Source organism: Serratia sp. K1WW1, assembly GCF_055790865.1.
Genome location: NZ_CM147697.1, coordinates 5,848,187 through 5,864,407 on the forward strand (window position 1 = coordinate 5,848,187; position 16,221 = coordinate 5,864,407).

Below are 16,221 nucleotides of genomic sequence, written 5' to 3' on the forward strand. Positions count from 1 at the left end.
CTATGATCCGTAAAGCTTTTGTGATGCAGGTAAACCCGGATGCGCATGCCGAATACCAGCAGCGCCACAGTCCGATCTGGCCAGAGCTGGAACAGGTGCTGAAGGAACACGGTGCACACCACTATTCCATCTTCCTGGACGAAGCACGCAACCTATTGTTTGGCTATGTGGAGATTGAGTCAGAGGAACGTTGGGATGCAGTGGCCAACACCGCCGTCTGTCAGCGCTGGTGGCAGCATATGGGCGACGTGATGCCGAGTAATCCCGATCATAGCCCGGTCAGCTCACCGCTGCGTGAAGTGTTTTATTTAGAATAAGCAATAGGCGACGGTTAAACCCCGTCGCCTTGTTTTTAACGCCGTACTATTTTTTACTATAAATAATAAACGAGGTTCTTTGGCCGATTTTATCGTACAGAGAACGGGCTGAGGAATTGAACTCCTGGGTCATCCAGTAAACGCGGCTTGACTCTCTCACTTCCGCCTGTTGATAGGCTTCATTAAATAAGCTCTCCGCCACGTTTTGTCCCCGCGCGCTTTTATCAACGAACAGATCCTCAATATAACAATAGTTTTTATCGCTCCACGTCGAGGCGTGATAAACCAAATGCATAAAGCCGAGGATCTGCCCCTGATCGTTAACGGCGACCAGGCCGACCAAATCCTGTTTTTGGCACAGGCGGATAAAGGTTTTTTCGGTGATTTCGGCGCTGACATCGGCACGATAAAAGTGCAGATACTGTTGCCATAAATGTTCCCAACCCGCTCTATCTGAAGCGATTATTTCCCTGATGGTAACGCCATTTTTAGTCATCAACATAGTCCTACCCCTGCATGTTCAAAGTGGCGCAAGTATAGGCGATGCCATAGGGCGGGGTTAATGGACCAATCCGCTATAGACACCGGACCATTTCAGCGGCTAATTATCGATCTCGTTTAAACAGCTCGTTAGCAACTGGGAAAACTGTTCGACGTTATAGGCTATCTCAATAGGGTCCAGAGCCGCGAAACCCAGCAGCCAGCCAGATAAGGGAATATCTGCAGTACAAAACTCGGAAACGCTTCTCAGCGTTAAATTATACTCAGAAGCACGATGGGCAACAGCTTGCTCAAGCTGTTTACTTTCCACCAGGCAGAGTATTTGCAAGCCGCAGTTAGGCACAATAACCTTCACCTTTAAGCCGCAGTGCTTGTTGATCTCCTTAATAAACAGCGCCGCACGGGATGAATATATTTTCTTCATCGTCAGGACATGTTCTCGGTAATGTCCCTGCATAATAAATTTTGCCAGCGTGCGCTGAGCGATCCCCGAAACCTGGCTGTCCGTATTCGCCCGCGCGGTGGTCATGGGTGTTACCAGCGCTTCTGGCAGTACCATATAAGCCACATGCAGATCCGGGAACAGGGTTTTACTGAAGGTGCCCATATAAATGGTTCGCTGATAGGGGTCTAACCCCTGCAAACAGGCCGTCGCAATGCCTTGGTAGTGAAACTCGCTGTCGTAGTCATCTTCGATGATCCACATATCCCGAGCTTTAGCCGCCTCAATTAATGCCAACCGCCTGGCCAGCGAAAGTGCTCGCCCGGTCGGATATTGGTTAGAAGGGGTGACATAGACAAATTTGCCGTTAACTTGGGAGCGAATGATTTCATCGGTACAGATCCCCTGCTCATCCACGGTAATCGGGATAGGCTTTAGCTGGGCCGCCCGCAAGGCCTTAATCGCACCGGTATACCCCGGATTTTCGATAAAGACGCTATCGTCAGCATCCGCCAGGACCTGCGCACATAAAGACAGCGATTGCTGCGTACTGCTCACAATCAGAATTCGATCGGCCTGTGCCTTCACGCCCCGCTCGGCCAGCAGGAAGTCACAAATGGCCTCCCGCAGGTGAATATTGCCCTGCAAGTTGCTGCCCGCCGAGATAGACAGCCCCTCTTCTTTGACGGTTTGCTGATATAGCCTGAGCCAGGTATGGATCGGAAAATTTCGGGTTTCAGGCATGCCGGGGCTAAATGCCCGCTGCTGGGGCAAGTTGCCTGATTCAGGCCTGGTATGCTGTGACGATCTCCGGCTCAATGTAACCTGGCCGCCGAAAGATGCAACTGAGTGCTCGCTAGTCAGGCCCAGCAAAGGTTGCTGTCTTTGGGCGACAAAGCTTCCCCGCCCCACCTCTCTGCAGACGTATCCCTCGGTTTCCAGCGCCGTATAACAGTTCTCGATGGTCCCTCGAGATAACTGCAGTGAGGCTGCCAACGCACGGCTGGCCGGTAAACGTTGGCCGGTGATGAACTCACCCTGCTGGATCATCGTCCTGAAAGCAGCAGCCAGCGCCGTAGTTAATGAAACTTCGGGGACTGTTTGCTTGGCGAGGTTTTTTTGCAGCAAGAGAGTCTGGAGCTGCTTTTCGGTCAGGCGGTTCAAAGGGCACTCCACTCACAGTGAGGACAACGCTAAAGGTATCACGCTATCAGAATTCGACCACCAGCAGGCAGGTTAAAAAATAAATAACCACATGTTATTTATGTAAATTTAGTCCTTATAACCTCTTTCACCGATCTAAATTCTGCGCTGCCTCCCCAAAATGCACCGCTGAAATGTTCATAGTATCGACATGAACCCAAAACGTGTCGAAATAATCGATTTTTATCGACACGTATTGATGACATGTTTATGGTATCAACATATGCGCTAAACGTGTCGAAATGTAGAGCCTTTATCGACACATTATTGAAACCTGTCGATAAAATGTGGGGAAAATCTATGCAATGGGATCCTGAAAAACCGTTTAACCAGCTTCCGCCCCTCCCACCTATGGGTGAACTAATGGAGTCGGTGCCAGTATTGAAGTCTTGCATTAAAGCGCGAGCTGCATTGGCCGAGCTAAAACAGGCGGGAGAGTTGCTACCTAACCAAGGGTTACTGATTAACTTAATCCCGATCCTTGAAGCTAAAGACTCGTCTGAGATTGAAAATATCGTGACCACTTCGGATAAACTTTTTCAGTTCTCGCAAGAAGATAGTCTGGCTGACCCCGCAACTAAAGAAGCACTGCGTTACCGTACAGCGCTTTATGATGGATTTAAGCACTTGGGACAGCGCCCACTTTGTACATCCACTGCGATGGGCATTTGCAGCACATTAAAAAATACGGTGATGGATATTCGCAGAATTCCAGGCACCGCTCTGGTAAACAATGAGCATAAGGTTGTTTACACTCCTCCAGTGGGTGAAGAGCTGATACGTAGCCTTCTGAAAAATTGGGAAAACTTTATTCATGCTGATGATGATATTGATCCTTTAGTAAAAATGGCTATATCACATTATCAATTTGAGGCAATTCACCCTTTCACAGACGGCAATGGCAGGACTGGACGCATACTAAATGTACTTTTTCTCATTGAGAAAAACCTGCTGACACTACCGATCCTCTACTTAAGTCGCTATATCGTCACTCATAAGGCCGATTATTATGGCTTGCTGCGTGGCGTAACGGCCTCTGGCGATTGGGTGCCATGGATCGTGTTTATGCTGGATGCTGTCAATGAGACATCGCAATGGACTACCGCAAAAATTGCGGCCATTAGGGAGTTGCTTGACGTCAGTACCCAGTACATTCGTAACTCGTTGCCAAAAATTTATAGTTACGAACTGATACAGGTAATCTTTGAACAGCCATACTGCCGCATATCAAACCTGGTCGACCAAGGCATAGCCCAGCGTCAAACTGCTTCTACATATCTTAAGCAGCTCTGCGAAATTGGTGTGCTGAATGAAATTACCGTAGGTCGCGAAAAGCTGTATGTGCATCCTAAGCTTATACAGTTGATGACTCGTGATGATAATACCGTACTACCCTACTGATTATTTTGCGCCAGGATCGAAACTTGGCTCCGCAAATGAGGCACTCATGACAGTGTTACATACCTCAGGGTTGGGCGACACCTTTTAGGCCTGCGCTAGTCATGGTCCCAAAAGGGTAAATATACAGAAGGGCTGTTAGATACCGTCGCCATACTCAAACCCGTGATTGGCACCGTTGAAGTACTGGTCCATATCCATCGATGGCGTATCGCTTTCCGGGCGGCCAACAATACGTGCAGGCACGCCTGCGGCAGTGGTATGTGGCGGCACGGGTTGCAGCACCACGGAACCGGCACCGATCTTGGCCCCTTTCCCCACTTCGATATTGCCGAGGATTTTGGCCCCCGCGCCAATCATCACGCCTTCGCGGATTTTAGGGTGGCGATCGCCGCTGGTTTTGCCTGTCCCGCCCAGGGTTACCGACTGCAGGATAGAGACGTTATTCTCCACCACGGCGGTTTCACCGATCACAATGCCGGTGGCGTGGTCGAGCATGATGCCGCAGCCGATGGTAGCCGCCGGGTGAATATCCACCCCAAAGGCGACCGAGATTTGATTCTGCAGGTAGATCGCCAATGCCTGGCGGCCCTGCATCCACAACCAATGGCCGATGCGGTACGCCTGCAAGGCATGGAAACCTTTCAGGTATAGCAACGGCGTTGAATATTTATCTACTGCGGGGTCGCGCAGCCGCACCGCCAGAATATCGCGGGCCGCTGAGACGATCATTTGTGCGTCGGAACGATAGGCGTCTTCCACCACCTCACGCACGGCGATCGCCGGCATGATCGGATTGGCCAGTTTGTTCGCCAGAATGTAGCTGAGCGCACTGCCCAGATTTTCATGCTTGAGCAAGGTCGCGTGGAAAAAGCTAGCCAGCATCGGTTCACAATCTGCCAGTGCTCTCGCCTCTGATTTAATGCTGCTCCAGACCTGTTCTAACTCTTCTGACGACATCGCTTCCTCTCTGCCAAAACAGACTACCCCGCCGGATCCCGGCAGGGTAACCTAATCAAATTGTCGTGACGCGATACATTGCTGCACCGCAGCCAAGGTCAGGCACTGTGCTTTTCGTCTTTCTTGGTGCGCCCAAGCAGAGTCAACGCTGCCTCGCGGGCATTTTTATTACAGTACAGCACCTGATAGATCTGTTCGGTGATCGGCATTTCCACGCCAAAGCGCTGCGCCAGTGCCAATACCTCTTTGGTATTGCGATAGCCTTCAACCACCTGACCGATGCTATCCTGCGCTTCCTGCACGCCCTTGCCTTGCCCCAACATAATACCGAAACGACGGTTGCGCGATTGATTATCTGTGCAGGTTAACACCAGATCGCCCAACCCAGCCATGCCCATAAAGGTGGACGGATCGGCACCCAATGCGGAACCAAGGCGGCTCATTTCCGCCAGACCACGAGTGATCAATGCGGTACGCGCGTTGGCACCAAAACCGATACCGTCAGACATACCGGCGCCGATGGCAATCACGTTTTTCACCGCGCCGCCCAGCTGTACCCCGATGAAATCCGGATTGCTGTAAACGCGGAAGCTTTTGCCACAGTGCAACAGCTGCTGTAAATCTTCAGCAAACTGCTCGTCGGTGGCGGCGAGGGCGATCGCCGTTGGCAATCCGGCCGCCAGCTCTTTGGCAAACGTTGGCCCAGAAACGACCGCCAGTGGGATAGTATCCCCCAGAGCCTCACGAGCCACGTCTTGCAACAGCCGCCCCGTTTCTGCTTCCAGACCTTTGGTCGCCCATACGATGCGGGCATCCGGGCGCAGATGAGGTTTCAGCTGACGCAATACGTCACCAAACACGTGGCTAGGCACCACCACCAGCACATCACGGCTGGCCGCTAATGCACGAGCAAGATCGGTTTCTAGCAACAGGGTATCGGGGAAAGGAACGCCGGGAAGGAACGCCTGATTGCAGCGATCGCGCTGCAGAATCTGGATCTGCTCGGGGTTATGCCCCCACAGCACTACCGGATGGCCATTACGCGCCAGCGTAATGGCTAAAGCGGTGCCGTACGAGCCGGCACCGATTACAGTCATTGAAGCATTGACGGTATTCATCAGGCATCCTGATGAGGTTCAGCACTTTCGCCTTCCGCCTGCTGCTGCAAATAGCTCATGAACAGCGCGTCAAAGTTTACCGGTGCCAGGTTCAACTGCGGGAAGGTGCCGCGAGAAACCAGGCTGGTGATGCACTCACGCGCATACGGGAACAGGATGTTCGGGCAGTATGCACCCAGGCAATGTGCCAGTTGCGTGCCTTCGATACCGGAGATGGAGAAGATACCTGCCTGCTGAACTTCACACAGGAATGCGGTTTCTTCACCCAGAGAGGCGGTAACGGTGACGCGCAGTACCACTTCGTAGACGTCGTCTGCCAGGTGGCTGGAAGCCGTATCCAGATCGAGCTTAACTTCTGGCTGCCATTCTTGCTGGAATACCTGCGGAGCGTTTGGCGCTTCGAATGAGATATCCTTGGTGTAAATGCGTTGGATCTGGAAAGCCATCTCTGTGCTGTTTTGTTCTGACATGTGTGTAATACCCTTGGTTAAATATCCTTATAGACACTCAGTGGTTGCAATACCCACATCTTGGCAGTGGGACCGCCGCTGGTTACAGCAGCGGATCCAGCCCACCGCGAGCATCAAGTGCATGTAAATCATCACAGCCGCCAATATGTTGGCCATCGATGAAAATCTGAGGCACGGTGGTTCGCCCACTGCGCGCAATCATTGCTTCGCGCTTGACGTTATCACCATCGATGGCAATCTCGCTAAACGCAGCTCCCTTGCTGTTCAGCAGCGCCTTGGCGCGATGACAGAACGGGCAGGTTGCCTTGGTGTAGATCTCAATGTTAGCCATGGAAACCCCTTCAATCACACTAAAATTTATTTGCCACGCGCCAGCGGCAGGTTTTCTCCACTCCAGCCGGCAATGCCGTCTTTCAGGGTATAGACCTGTTCAAACCCGGCTTTGCTCAGGTTTTCTGCGGGTTCGCGTGAGGTGGTGCCATTGGCACAGACCACGATGACCGGCTGGGCCTTGTGTTTATCCAGTTCGCCGAAGCTGCCGGTTTTGATCTCGCTCGCCGTCAGGTTGATCGCGTTGGCGATATGGCCTCTGCGGAAATCATCACGGGTACGGGTATCGACCACTACCGCATCTTCTTTATTAATCAAGCGAGTAGCTTCACCGCGGGCGATCTCTTTAACCTTGGAGAAACGGCTCTTGAAGGTCATGACGATCACGGCAGCCAGCAGACCGACCCAGGCCAGACTAAGTATGGGGTGCCGGCTAACAAATTGCATAATTTCTTGCAGCATGGGGTGTAACAACTCCCGTCAGTTAAGGGAAAAATAAGTCAAGGTTTCAGAGTATACCTGCCGAATGCGTCAAATACAGCCAATAAGCAAACGGGAATGCAGAAACTGCGGAGTACACTGGAAAATTACCGTCATGACATTGAGAAAGTCGAGGCTGTTCACCGCATCTTTGATCTCTTTGGGCTCTTTTTAGTCGGTCACATTGTAGTATCATCAGGTTCCAGAGGGTGAATAGCCATCATTCCAGTGCCAATGGGCTGATGGGCTGATGGCTATTCACAACTTAAAACGATCATAAAGAGGTTACTGCAATGTCGAGCAAGAAAAAGCCCATGGTACTGGTGATCCTGGACGGTTACGGCCACCGGGAAGAGCAACAGGACAACGCGATCCTGAACGCCAAAACGCCGGTCATGGACCGTCTGTGGCAACAACAGCCGCATACCCTGATTGCCGCTTCCGGTCTGGATGTCGGCCTGCCTGATGGCCAGATGGGTAACTCGGAAGTCGGTCACGTGAACCTCGGCGCTGGCCGCATCGTGTATCAGGACCTGACCCGTCTGGATAAAGAGATTAAAGACGGTGACTTCTTCACCAACGCAACGCTGACCAGCGCCGTCGACAAGGCCGTGAAGGCAGGCAAAGCGGTACACATCATGGGCCTGATGTCCCCTGGCGGCGTCCACAGCCATGAAGATCATATCCTGGCGATGATCAAACTGGCCGCACAGCGCGGTGCCAAAGCCGTTTACCTGCATGCCTTCCTGGATGGACGCGACACTCCGCCCCGCAGTGCTGAAAACACACTGAAACGTTTCAGTGACGAATTTGCCACGCTGGGTGCCGGGCGTATCGCCACGGTGATCGGCCGTTACTATGCGATGGATCGTGATAATCGTTGGGACCGCGTACAGCTGGCCTACGATCTGATGACCCAGGCCAAAGGCGAATTCACCGCCGACAACGCCGTGGCCGCTCTGCAGGCTGCCTATGCCCGTGACGAAAACGACGAATTCGTTAAACCGACCGTGATCCAGGCTGCGGGCGAAGCCAGCGCCGAGATGAACGACGGCGACGCGTTAATCTTCATGAACTTCCGTGCCGACCGTGCGCGCCAGATCACCCGCGCCTTCGTCAATGCCGATTTCGACGGCTTCCCACGTAGCAAAGTGGTCAAGTTTGGTGATTTTGTCATGCTGACCGAATACGCCGCCGACATCAAAACCGCCTGTGCCTATCCACCTGCCTCGCTGGCCAACACCTTCGGTGAGTGGCTGATGAAGCATGACAAAACCCAGCTGCGCATTTCGGAAACCGAAAAATACGCCCACGTCACCTTCTTCTATAACGGCGGCGTCGAAGAACCGTTCAAAGGTGAAGACCGTATTCTGATCAACTCGCCAAAAGTGGCCACCTACGATTTACAGCCAGAGATGAGCTCCGCCGAGCTGACCGAAAAGCTGTTGGCAGCCATCCACAGCGGTAAATATGACGCCATCATCTGTAACTACCCGAACGGCGACATGGTTGGCCACACCGGTGTCTATGATGCAGCCGTCAAAGCGGTAGAAACCCTGGATAACTGTATTGCGCAGGTAGTTGAAGCGGTGAAAGCCGTTGACGGCCAACTGCTGGTCACCGCCGATCACGGTAACGCCGAGCAAATGCGCGATCCGGCCACCGGCCAGGCGCACACTGCCCATACCAGCCTGCCGGTACCGTTGATCTACATCGGTAAAGCTGCCAAAGCGGTGGAAGGTGGCAAACTGTCCGACATCGCTCCAACCATGCTGTCACTGATGGGAATGGAAATCCCGCAAGAGATGACTGGTAAGCCGCTGTTCATCGTGGAATAATCCTTCCCCATGAGGGAGAAGGCGAATTTTGCACTATCAAGGGTAACCCGAAGCGCAAACTCAGGCAGCCAACCGCTGCCTGAACGCTCCGCGCCACGGAAGTTAACCACATTCTGCGCCAGCGTGTTTTTCGCTGGCGCATTGCTGTTGCCATTCACCAGCAACGCCGCGGAAGATAACAAATCCCAGCTCAAAGATATTCAGCAGAGCATCGCGGAAAAAGAAAAAGCGGTTAAACAACAGCAACAACAGCGCAGTTCGCTGCAAGATCAGCTCAAACTCCAGGAAAAGACCATCGCGCAAGCCAGCCGTTCGCTGCGTGATACCCAAGGTACGCTCGACATACTGGGCAAAGACATTGCCGGGCTGAACACCTCCATCGCCAAGCTACAAACACAGCAGTCGACTCAGCAGGAAATCCTCGCCAAACAGCTCGATGCCGCCTTCCGCCAGGGGCAACACAGCGCCTTGCAATTGGTGCTCAGCGGTGAGGAAACCCAGCGCAGTGAGCGCATGCTGGCTTATTTCGGCTATCTGAACGAAGCCCGTCAGCAGTCAATTGAACAACTCAAGCAAACCCGTAAGCAATTGGCAGAGCAAAAGAGCTCGCTGGTGGCCAAACAGGGTCAGCAGAAATCCTTGCTTGGCGAGCAACAAACCCAGCAGCAAAAGCTGGAACAGGCGCGCATCGCCCGTAAAAAAACCCTGACCGCGTTAGAAGCCTCGTTGGAAAAAGATCAGCAGCGGCTGGTGGAACTGCGCCAGAACGAAACCCGTCTGCGCGATCAGATCGCCCGTGCCGAACGTGAAGCCCGCGCCCGCGCCGAACGCGAAGCGCGTGAAGCGGCCAAGGTGCGTGAGCAGGTCAAAGTCAAAGAACAACAGGCGAAGAAAACCGGCACCAGCTATAAGCCAAGCGAAGGTGAGCGTTCACTGATGGCGCGAACCGGCGGTTTAGGCCAGCCTGCGGGGCAAGCCGTATGGCCGGTGCGTGGCCGCATAGAGCATCGCTTTGGCGAACAGCTGCAAGGTGAGTTACGCTGGAAAGGCATGGTGATCTCCGCGGCCGAAGGCAGCGAAGTGAAAGCCATTGCCGATGGCCGCGTACTGCTGGCAGACTGGCTGCAAGGCTATGGCTTGGTGGTCGTGGTCGAACACGGTAAGGGCGATATGAGCCTGTATGGCTACAACCAGAGCGCTTTGGTTAGCGTCGGAGCGCAGGTGCGTGCCGGTCAGCCTATCGCTCTGGTCGGTACCAGCGGTGGTCAGGGAACGCCATCGCTCTATTTCGAAATCCGTCGCCAGGGTCAGGCCGTTAACCCACAGCCGTGGTTGGGAAGATAGATTTGTACTATAGCAAAACGCGTACTGCCCTGTTGTTGAGTGCGCTGCTGTTCGTTAGCGCAGCACAGGCAGGCAAGCTCTCTATCGTGATCGATGACGTGGGCTATCGTCCACATGAAGAAAACGCCGTACTGCAAATGCCGACGGCGATCTCCGTTGCCGTGCTGCCCAATGCGCCTCACGCCCATCTGATGGCCACCAAAGCCCATAGCCAAGGCCGTGAAGTGCTAATCCACATGCCTATGGCTCCGCTCAGCAAACAGCCGCTGGAGCGCGATACCTTACACCCCTCCATGAGCAGTGAAGAAGTGCAGCGTATCATCCGTAATGCGGTGAATAACGTGCCTTTTGCGGTGGGCATGAACAACCATATGGGCAGCGCCATGACCTCCAGCCTGCCGGGCATGCAAAAGGTCATGCAGGCGCTGGAAAGCTACCATCTCTATTTTCTCGACAGCATGACCATCGGCAACAGCCAAGCCACGCATGCGGCGGCGGGCACCGGCGTGAAGGTGATCAAACGCAGGGTGTTCCTTGACGATACGGCCAACCCGGACGATATCCGCCGCCAGTTTAATCGTGCCGTCGAGCTGGCGCGCCGCAACGGATCGGCCATCGCCATCGGCCACCCGCGCCCGGCAACGGTAAAAGTGCTGCAACAGATGCTGGCTACGCTGCCTTCAGACATCGTGCTGGTGAAACCCAGCTCGCTGCTCAATGAACCACAGCAGAGCGGAAGCGGCTATGTACCGCCAGCCAAACCACACAAACCGCAGCCGAAAAATCCGTTCACCGGTGGCATCAAGCAGTGCAAAGTTAAATTGCCGCAGGAAGGCGTGAATGCCAGCCATGCGCTGGGCATCATTGCAGAAAGCGTGGCACAGTCGCCGGTCGTGGTGGTGATCAAACGCCATTGGCAGCACTGGGTAGGTTCGGAGCCAACCAAGCCGTAACTACTCATATTCCCCTCACCCCAACCCTCTCCCACAGGGAGAGGGAGCTGATCCAGTGTCGCGAGTTAACCTGTGCGGCTTCGAAAAGTATGGGAAGTACCAACGAACGCGATCAGCCTGCGCGGCTTCGGAAAGAGTGGGGAGTATCAACAAACGCAGATCGGTCCCCTTTGGGAGAGGGAGCTGATCCAGTGTCGCGAGTTAACCTGTGCGGCTTCGAAAAGTATGGGGAGTACCAACGAACGCGATCAGCCTGTGCGGCTTCGAAACGTATGGGAAGTACCAACGAACGCGATCAGCCTGCGCGGCTTCGGAAAGAGTGGGGAGTATCAACAAACGCAGATCGGTCCCCTCTCCCTTTGGGAGAGGGTTAGTGTGAGGGGTATCACATCAATCCCAGCTCAGTACCACTTTCCCCGACTGCCCGGAACGCATGGCGTCAAAGCCCTGCTGGAACTCGTCAATCGAGAAACGGTGGGTGATGATCGGCGTCAGATCCAGACCGGATTGGATCAGTGCCGCCATCTTGTACCAGGTTTCGAACATTTCGCGGCCGTAGATCCCTTTGATAAACAGCCCCTTGAAGATCACCTGGGTCCAGTCAATCGACATATCTGAAGGTGGGATCCCCAGCATCGCAATACGGCCGCCGTGGTTCATGGCATTGAGCAACGAACGGAACGCCGGTGGCGCGCCGGACATCTCCAGGCCCACGTCAAACCCTTCGGTCATGCCCAACTCGGCCATCACGTCCGTCAGGTTTTCTTTGCTGACGTTTACCGCACGGGTCACGCCCATCTTGCGCGCCAGCTCCAGACGATATTCGTTCACGTCGGTGATCACCACGTGGCGTGCGCCAACGTGTTTACATACCGCAGCGGCCATAATACCGATCGGGCCTGCGCCAGATACCAGCACGTCTTCCCCAACCAGGTCGAAGGAGAGCGCGGTATGCACGGCGTTGCCAAACGGGTCGAAGATCGAGGCCAGCTCGTCCGAGATATTGTCCGGGATTTTGAAGGCGTTAAACGCCGGGATCACCAGATACTCGGCAAATGAACCAGGGCGGTTTACGCCCACGCCGGTGGTGTTGCGGCAAAGATGCGTACGGCCACCGCGGCAGTTACGGCAGTGGCCACAGGTGATGTGCCCTTCGCCAGAAACGCGATCGCCGATGCTGAAACCTTTGACTTCCTGGCCGATGGCGACCACTTCACCCACATATTCGTGGCCCACGACCATCGGTACCGGAATGGTTTTCTGCGACCATTCGTCCCAGTTATAGATATGCACATCAGTACCGCAGATAGCGGTTTTGCGGATCTTAATCATGACATCGTTGTGGCCCAGCTCAGGCTGAGGCACATCGGTCATCCAAATACCTTCTTCCGCTTTCAGTTTTGCTAATGCTTTCATCGAATTACCTTATGCAATAACGCCAAGCGTCTTACCGATGCGGATAAACGCCTCAACGGCACGTTCAATCTGCTCCGGTGAGTGATCGGCAGACATCTGGGTGCGGATACGTGCCTGACCTTTTGGCACCACCGGATAGAAGAAACCAGTAACGTAGATGCCTTCCTTAAGCAGTGCGTTGGCGAAATCCTGCGCCAGTTTTGCTTCACCCAACATCACCGGGATGATGGCGTGATCGGCCCCGGCAAGCGTAAAGCCCGCTGCGGTCATTTTTTCGCGGAACAGGCTGGCATTGGCCCACAGGCGATCGCGCAGGGCGTCCCCGTCTTCGAGCAGTTCCAACACCTTGATCGAGGCTGCCACAATGGCCGGCGCCAGCGAGTTGGAGAACAGATAAGGGCGTGAACGCTGGCGCAGCCACTCCACCACCTCTTTCTTGCCAGCGGTATAGCCGCCGGAAGCGCCGCCCAGCGCCTTACCCAAGGTGCCGGTGATGATATCGACGCGGTCCATCACTTCGCAGTATTCGTGCGTCCCACGCCCGTTGGCGCCGACAAAACCCACCGCGTGGGAGTCATCGACCATCACCAGCGCATCGTATTGGTCCGCCAGATCGCACACGCCCTTCAGGTTGGCGATCACGCCGTCCATGGAGAACACACCGTCGGTGGCGATCATGATATGGCGCGCACCGTCTGCCTTGGCCTGCTGCAGTTGCTCGGCCAGTTGGCCCATATCGTTGTTGGCATAGCGGTAGCGCTTGGCCTTGCACAGGCGCACGCCGTCGATGATCGAGGCATGGTTCAGCGCGTCGGAAATAATGGCGTCTTCCGGGCCCAGCAGGGTTTCAAACAGGCCACCGTTGGCGTCAAAACAAGAGGAGTAGAGGATCGCATCTTCCATTCCCAGGAAATCGGCCAACTTTTGTTCCAGCTGCTTATGGCTATCCTGTGTACCACAGATAAAACGCACCGACGCCATGCCGAAGCCATGGCTGTCCATCCCGGCCTTTGCCGCCGCGATCAGCGCCGGGTGGTTAGCCAGCCCGAGATAGTTATTGGCGCAGAAGTTGATCACCTGGCGACCATCGGCCACCGAGATATCGGCTTGCTGGGCAGAAGTGATAATGCGCTCTTGTTTAAACAGCCCTTCGGCGCGAGTGGTAGCAAGCTGCTGTTCCAGCTGCTGGTAAAAAGACGCAGACATTCGGTCATCTCCAGGATAGGGACATTTTCGGCATATTTTACTGCTTTGCCGGCAAACTGACGACATTCCGCCGCAGAGAATCTGAAAATTGCAGCAGATATCACGGCAAACCGGTGCATCATGTAACGGCACGGGATATTAAGAGCCGTACCGATGTTCCCAATGGCATGAAATGCTATTATAGGCAGCATATAGGGTGGGGCATTGTGCACCACCGGGAAGAACACAGGGGTAAACCCAATGATTATCGTCACTGGCGGCGCTGGCATGATTGGCAGCAACATCATCAAGGCACTGAATGAAAACGGATATCGCGATATCCTGGTGGTGGATAACCTGAAAGATGGCACCAAATTCGTTAACCTGGTCGACCTTGATATCGCTGACTATGTCGATAAAGAAGACTTTATCGCCAGCATCATGGCCGGTGACGATCTGGGTGACATCGAGGCCATTTTCCACGAAGGTGCCTGCTCCTCCACCACCGAGTGGGATGGCAAATACATGATGGATAACAACTATCAGTATTCCAAAGACATCCTGCATTACTGCCTGGATCGTCAGATCCCATTCCTGTATGCCTCTTCCGCTGCCACCTACGGCGGCCGCACCGATAACTTTATCGAAGAGCGTCAGTTTGAGCAGCCGCTGAACGTTTACGGTTACTCCAAATTCCTGTTCGACCAATACGTGCGCGAGATCTTGCCAGAAGCGGATTCGCAGGTGTGTGGCTTCCGTTACTTCAACGTTTACGGCCCGCGTGAAGGCCATAAAGGCAGCATGGCCAGCGTAGCATTCCACCTGAACAACCAGATCAACCGCGGCGAAAATCCAAAACTGTTCGCCGGCAGCGAAAACTTCAAGCGTGACTTCATCTACGTCGGCGACGTGGCGGCGGTCAACCTGTGGTTCTGGAAGAACGGCGTATCCGGCATCTTCAACTGCGGTACCGGCCGTGCGGAAACCTTCCAGGCGGTGGCCGATGCGGTGGTGGAATATCATCAGTCCGGCGCAGTGGAATACATTGAGTTCCCGGAAAAGCTGAAAGGCCGCTACCAGGCTTACACCCAGGCCGATCAAACCAAGCTGCGCGCTGCCGGTTATGACGCACCGTTCAAAACCGTGGCCGAAGGCGTGAAAGAATACATGGCCTGGTTGAATCGTCCCGCTTAAGCGCTGAAGGAAGTTACTCACGGTATGAAAATACTGGTCATTGGCCCTTCGTGGGTTGGCGATATGATGATGTCGCAAAGTCTCTACCGCACCCTGAAGGCCGAGCACCCGTCGGCAGAAATCGATGTGATGGCACCTGCGTGGTGCCGTCCTCTGCTGGCGCGGATGCCCGAAGTCAACCAGGCGTTGGCAATGCCACTGGGCCACGGTGCCCTGGCATTGGGCGAACGCCGCCGTCTTGGCCATGCGCTACGCGCTAATGGCTATGACCGTGCCTATGTGCTGCCCAACTCATTCAAGTCTGCCCTGGTGCCCTTCTTCGCCAACGTGCCACAGCGCACTGGCTGGCGCGGCGAGATGCGCTACGGCCTGCTCAACGATCTCCGCGTACTGGATAAAGCAGCATTCCCGCTGATGGTGCAGCGCTACGTCGCACTGGCCTATGACAAGCAGCGGATACAGCGCGCCGAAGACCTGCCGCAGCCGATACTCTGGCCGCAGTTGCAGGTCAGTGACGAAGAGATTGCCGAAACCACTTCGGCGTTTAATCTCACCGATCACCGGCCCATTATCGGTTTTTGCCCAGGCGCCGAATTCGGCCCGGCCAAACGCTGGCCGCATTACCATTACGCCACGCTGGCACAGATGTTGATCGACGCAGGCTATCAAATCGCCCTATTTGGCTCAGCCAAAGACCACGAGGCCGGTGAGCAGATCCGTGACGCATTGGCAGAAAAGTCTCGCGATTTCTGCTTCAACCTGGCCGGGGAAACCCAGCTCGAACAGGCAGTGATCCTGTTGGCCTCTTGCCGGGCCGTGGTCAGTAACGATTCCGGCCTGATGCACGTTGCAGCAGCGTTGAATAAACCTCTGATAGCCTTGTACGGGCCAAGCAGCCCAGACTTCACGCCGCCGCTGTCCCATCAGGCCAAGGTGATCCGCCTGATCAGTGGTTATCACAAGGTACGCAAAGGCGATGCCGACCAGGGCTATCACCAGAGCCTGATCGACATCCAGCCACAGCAGGTGTTAGACGCGCTGACGCCGTTATTAGCCGCCAGCGAGGAATAAT

The 16,221-nt window shown here is 54.5% G+C and carries 16 protein-coding genes; 7 read left to right on the forward strand and 9 right to left on the reverse strand.

Features of this window, described 5'->3' with window-relative positions:
- Positions 1-2 precede the first annotated feature (2 nt).
- Entirely contained in the window at positions 3-317 is a 315-nt protein-coding gene (rhaM, locus tag ACX9GU_RS26595) for an L-rhamnose mutarotase (RefSeq protein WP_473193402.1), read from the forward strand.
- 46 nt (positions 318-363) lie between these two features.
- Here rhaM and ACX9GU_RS26600 read toward each other — a convergent pair whose 3' ends face one another.
- Together ACX9GU_RS26600 and pdxR are read right to left on the reverse strand one after the other, a co-directional pair.
- On the reverse strand, positions 364-819 hold the full coding sequence (locus ACX9GU_RS26600) for a GNAT family N-acetyltransferase (RefSeq protein ID WP_094981591.1): 456 nt from the start codon (positions 817-819) through the stop codon (positions 364-366).
- Between the two features lie 99 nt (positions 820-918).
- Positions 919-2,424, reverse strand: a complete 1,506-nt coding sequence (gene pdxR / locus ACX9GU_RS26605) for a MocR-like pyridoxine biosynthesis transcription factor PdxR (RefSeq protein ID WP_473193403.1) — start codon at positions 2,422-2,424, stop codon at positions 919-921.
- A 339-nt stretch (positions 2,425-2,763) separates the two neighbouring features.
- Between pdxR and fic the strand changes: the two genes are divergently transcribed.
- A complete protein-coding gene (gene fic / locus ACX9GU_RS26610; RefSeq protein WP_039996199.1) occupies positions 2,764-3,864 on the forward strand; it encodes a protein adenylyltransferase Fic in 1,101 nt (366 codons plus the stop codon).
- Between the two features lie 135 nt (positions 3,865-3,999).
- Here the strand turns inward: fic and cysE are convergent, their stop codons facing one another.
- The 5 genes from cysE to ACX9GU_RS26635 form a co-directional block, all read right to left on the reverse strand.
- Positions 4,000-4,821: a serine O-acetyltransferase gene (gene cysE / locus ACX9GU_RS26615; RefSeq protein ID WP_021181867.1), complete on the reverse strand. Its 822-nt coding sequence runs from the start codon at positions 4,819-4,821 to the stop codon at positions 4,000-4,002.
- Positions 4,822-4,919: 98 nt separating this feature from the next.
- On the reverse strand, positions 4,920-5,939 hold the full coding sequence (gpsA, locus tag ACX9GU_RS26620) for an NAD(P)H-dependent glycerol-3-phosphate dehydrogenase (RefSeq protein ID WP_071683747.1): 1,020 nt from the start codon (positions 5,937-5,939) through the stop codon (positions 4,920-4,922).
- A complete protein-coding gene (secB, locus tag ACX9GU_RS26625; protein WP_021181865.1) occupies positions 5,939-6,409 on the reverse strand; it encodes a protein-export chaperone SecB in 471 nt (156 codons plus the stop codon). The genes gpsA and secB overlap by 1 nt, the downstream gene beginning before the upstream one ends.
- 82 nt (positions 6,410-6,491) lie before the next feature.
- On the reverse strand, positions 6,492-6,740 hold the full coding sequence (grxC, locus tag ACX9GU_RS26630) for a glutaredoxin 3 (RefSeq protein WP_024482902.1): 249 nt from the start codon (positions 6,738-6,740) through the stop codon (positions 6,492-6,494).
- Positions 6,741-6,766: 26 nt separating this feature from the next.
- Positions 6,767-7,201, reverse strand: coding sequence for a rhodanese-like domain-containing protein (locus ACX9GU_RS26635; RefSeq protein WP_021807259.1), 435 nt, complete (start codon positions 7,199-7,201; stop codon positions 6,767-6,769).
- A 311-nt stretch (positions 7,202-7,512) separates the two neighbouring features.
- Between ACX9GU_RS26635 and gpmM the strand changes: the two genes are divergently transcribed.
- Genes gpmM through ACX9GU_RS26650 form a run of 3 tightly spaced genes read left to right on the forward strand, consistent with a single transcriptional unit; the run spans position 7,513 to position 11,354 of the window.
- Positions 7,513-9,057, forward strand: a complete 1,545-nt coding sequence (gpmM, locus tag ACX9GU_RS26640; RefSeq protein WP_021807260.1) for a 2,3-bisphosphoglycerate-independent phosphoglycerate mutase — start codon at positions 7,513-7,515, stop codon at positions 9,055-9,057.
- Positions 9,058-9,066: 9 nt separating this feature from the next.
- Positions 9,067-10,401, forward strand: coding sequence for a murein hydrolase activator EnvC (envC, locus tag ACX9GU_RS26645; protein WP_473193404.1), 1,335 nt, complete (start codon positions 9,067-9,069; stop codon positions 10,399-10,401).
- A gap of 2 nt (positions 10,402-10,403) precedes the next feature.
- Positions 10,404-11,354, forward strand: coding sequence for a divergent polysaccharide deacetylase family protein (locus ACX9GU_RS26650; RefSeq protein WP_473193405.1), 951 nt, complete (start codon positions 10,404-10,406; stop codon positions 11,352-11,354).
- Positions 11,355-11,744: 390 nt separating this feature from the next.
- Here the strand turns inward: ACX9GU_RS26650 and tdh are convergent, their stop codons facing one another.
- Together tdh and kbl are read right to left on the reverse strand one after the other, a co-directional pair.
- The gene (gene tdh / locus ACX9GU_RS26655; RefSeq protein ID WP_021181859.1) at positions 11,745-12,770 is read right to left on the reverse strand and encodes an L-threonine 3-dehydrogenase; all 1,026 of its coding nucleotides are present in this window, start codon (positions 12,768-12,770) and stop codon (positions 11,745-11,747) included.
- 9 nt (positions 12,771-12,779) lie between these two features.
- Positions 12,780-13,976 (reverse strand): glycine C-acetyltransferase, encoded by a 1,197-nt coding sequence (gene kbl, locus ACX9GU_RS26660; protein ID WP_368438833.1) that lies wholly within the window; start codon positions 13,974-13,976, stop codon positions 12,780-12,782.
- A 240-nt stretch (positions 13,977-14,216) separates the two neighbouring features.
- On the opposite strand from kbl, the gene rfaD reads away from it, so the two are divergent.
- Positions 14,217-15,149, forward strand: a complete 933-nt coding sequence (gene rfaD / locus ACX9GU_RS26665; protein WP_473193406.1) for an ADP-glyceromanno-heptose 6-epimerase — start codon at positions 14,217-14,219, stop codon at positions 15,147-15,149.
- A gap of 24 nt (positions 15,150-15,173) precedes the next feature.
- The gene (rfaF, locus tag ACX9GU_RS26670; protein WP_071683750.1) at positions 15,174-16,220 is read left to right on the forward strand and encodes an ADP-heptose--LPS heptosyltransferase RfaF; all 1,047 of its coding nucleotides are present in this window, start codon (positions 15,174-15,176) and stop codon (positions 16,218-16,220) included.
- Position 16,221: the final 1 nt, after the last annotated feature.

Bases quoted from the DNA above. Each gene is read 5' to 3' on its own strand.
- tdh (WP_021181859.1), bottom strand. From the start codon at position 12,770: ATGAAAGCATTAGCAAAACTGAAAGCGGAAGAAGGTATTTGGATGACC.
- rfaF (WP_071683750.1), top strand. From the start codon at position 15,174: ATGAAAATACTGGTCATTGGCCCTTCGTGGGTTGGCGATATGATGATG.
- secB (WP_021181865.1), bottom strand. From the start codon at position 6,409: ATGTCAGAACAAAACAGCACAGAGATGGCTTTCCAGATCCAACGCATT.
- kbl (WP_368438833.1), bottom strand. From the start codon at position 13,976: ATGTCTGCGTCTTTTTACCAGCAGCTGGAACAGCAGCTTGCTACCACT.
- ACX9GU_RS26600 (WP_094981591.1), bottom strand. From the start codon at position 819: ATGTTGATGACTAAAAATGGCGTTACCATCAGGGAAATAATCGCTTCA.
- rfaD (WP_473193406.1), top strand. From the start codon at position 14,217: ATGATTATCGTCACTGGCGGCGCTGGCATGATTGGCAGCAACATCATC.
- gpmM (WP_021807260.1), top strand. From the start codon at position 7,513: ATGTCGAGCAAGAAAAAGCCCATGGTACTGGTGATCCTGGACGGTTAC.
- cysE (WP_021181867.1), bottom strand. From the start codon at position 4,821: ATGTCGTCAGAAGAGTTAGAACAGGTCTGGAGCAGCATTAAATCAGAG.
- fic (WP_039996199.1), top strand. From the start codon at position 2,764: ATGCAATGGGATCCTGAAAAACCGTTTAACCAGCTTCCGCCCCTCCCA.
- ACX9GU_RS26635 (WP_021807259.1), bottom strand. From the start codon at position 7,201: ATGCTGCAAGAAATTATGCAATTTGTTAGCCGGCACCCCATACTTAGT.
- envC (WP_473193404.1), top strand. From the start codon at position 9,067: ATGAGGGAGAAGGCGAATTTTGCACTATCAAGGGTAACCCGAAGCGCA.
- rhaM (WP_473193402.1), top strand. From the start codon at position 3: ATGATCCGTAAAGCTTTTGTGATGCAGGTAAACCCGGATGCGCATGCC.
- grxC (WP_024482902.1), bottom strand. From the start codon at position 6,740: ATGGCTAACATTGAGATCTACACCAAGGCAACCTGCCCGTTCTGTCAT.
- gpsA (WP_071683747.1), bottom strand. From the start codon at position 5,939: ATGAATACCGTCAATGCTTCAATGACTGTAATCGGTGCCGGCTCGTAC.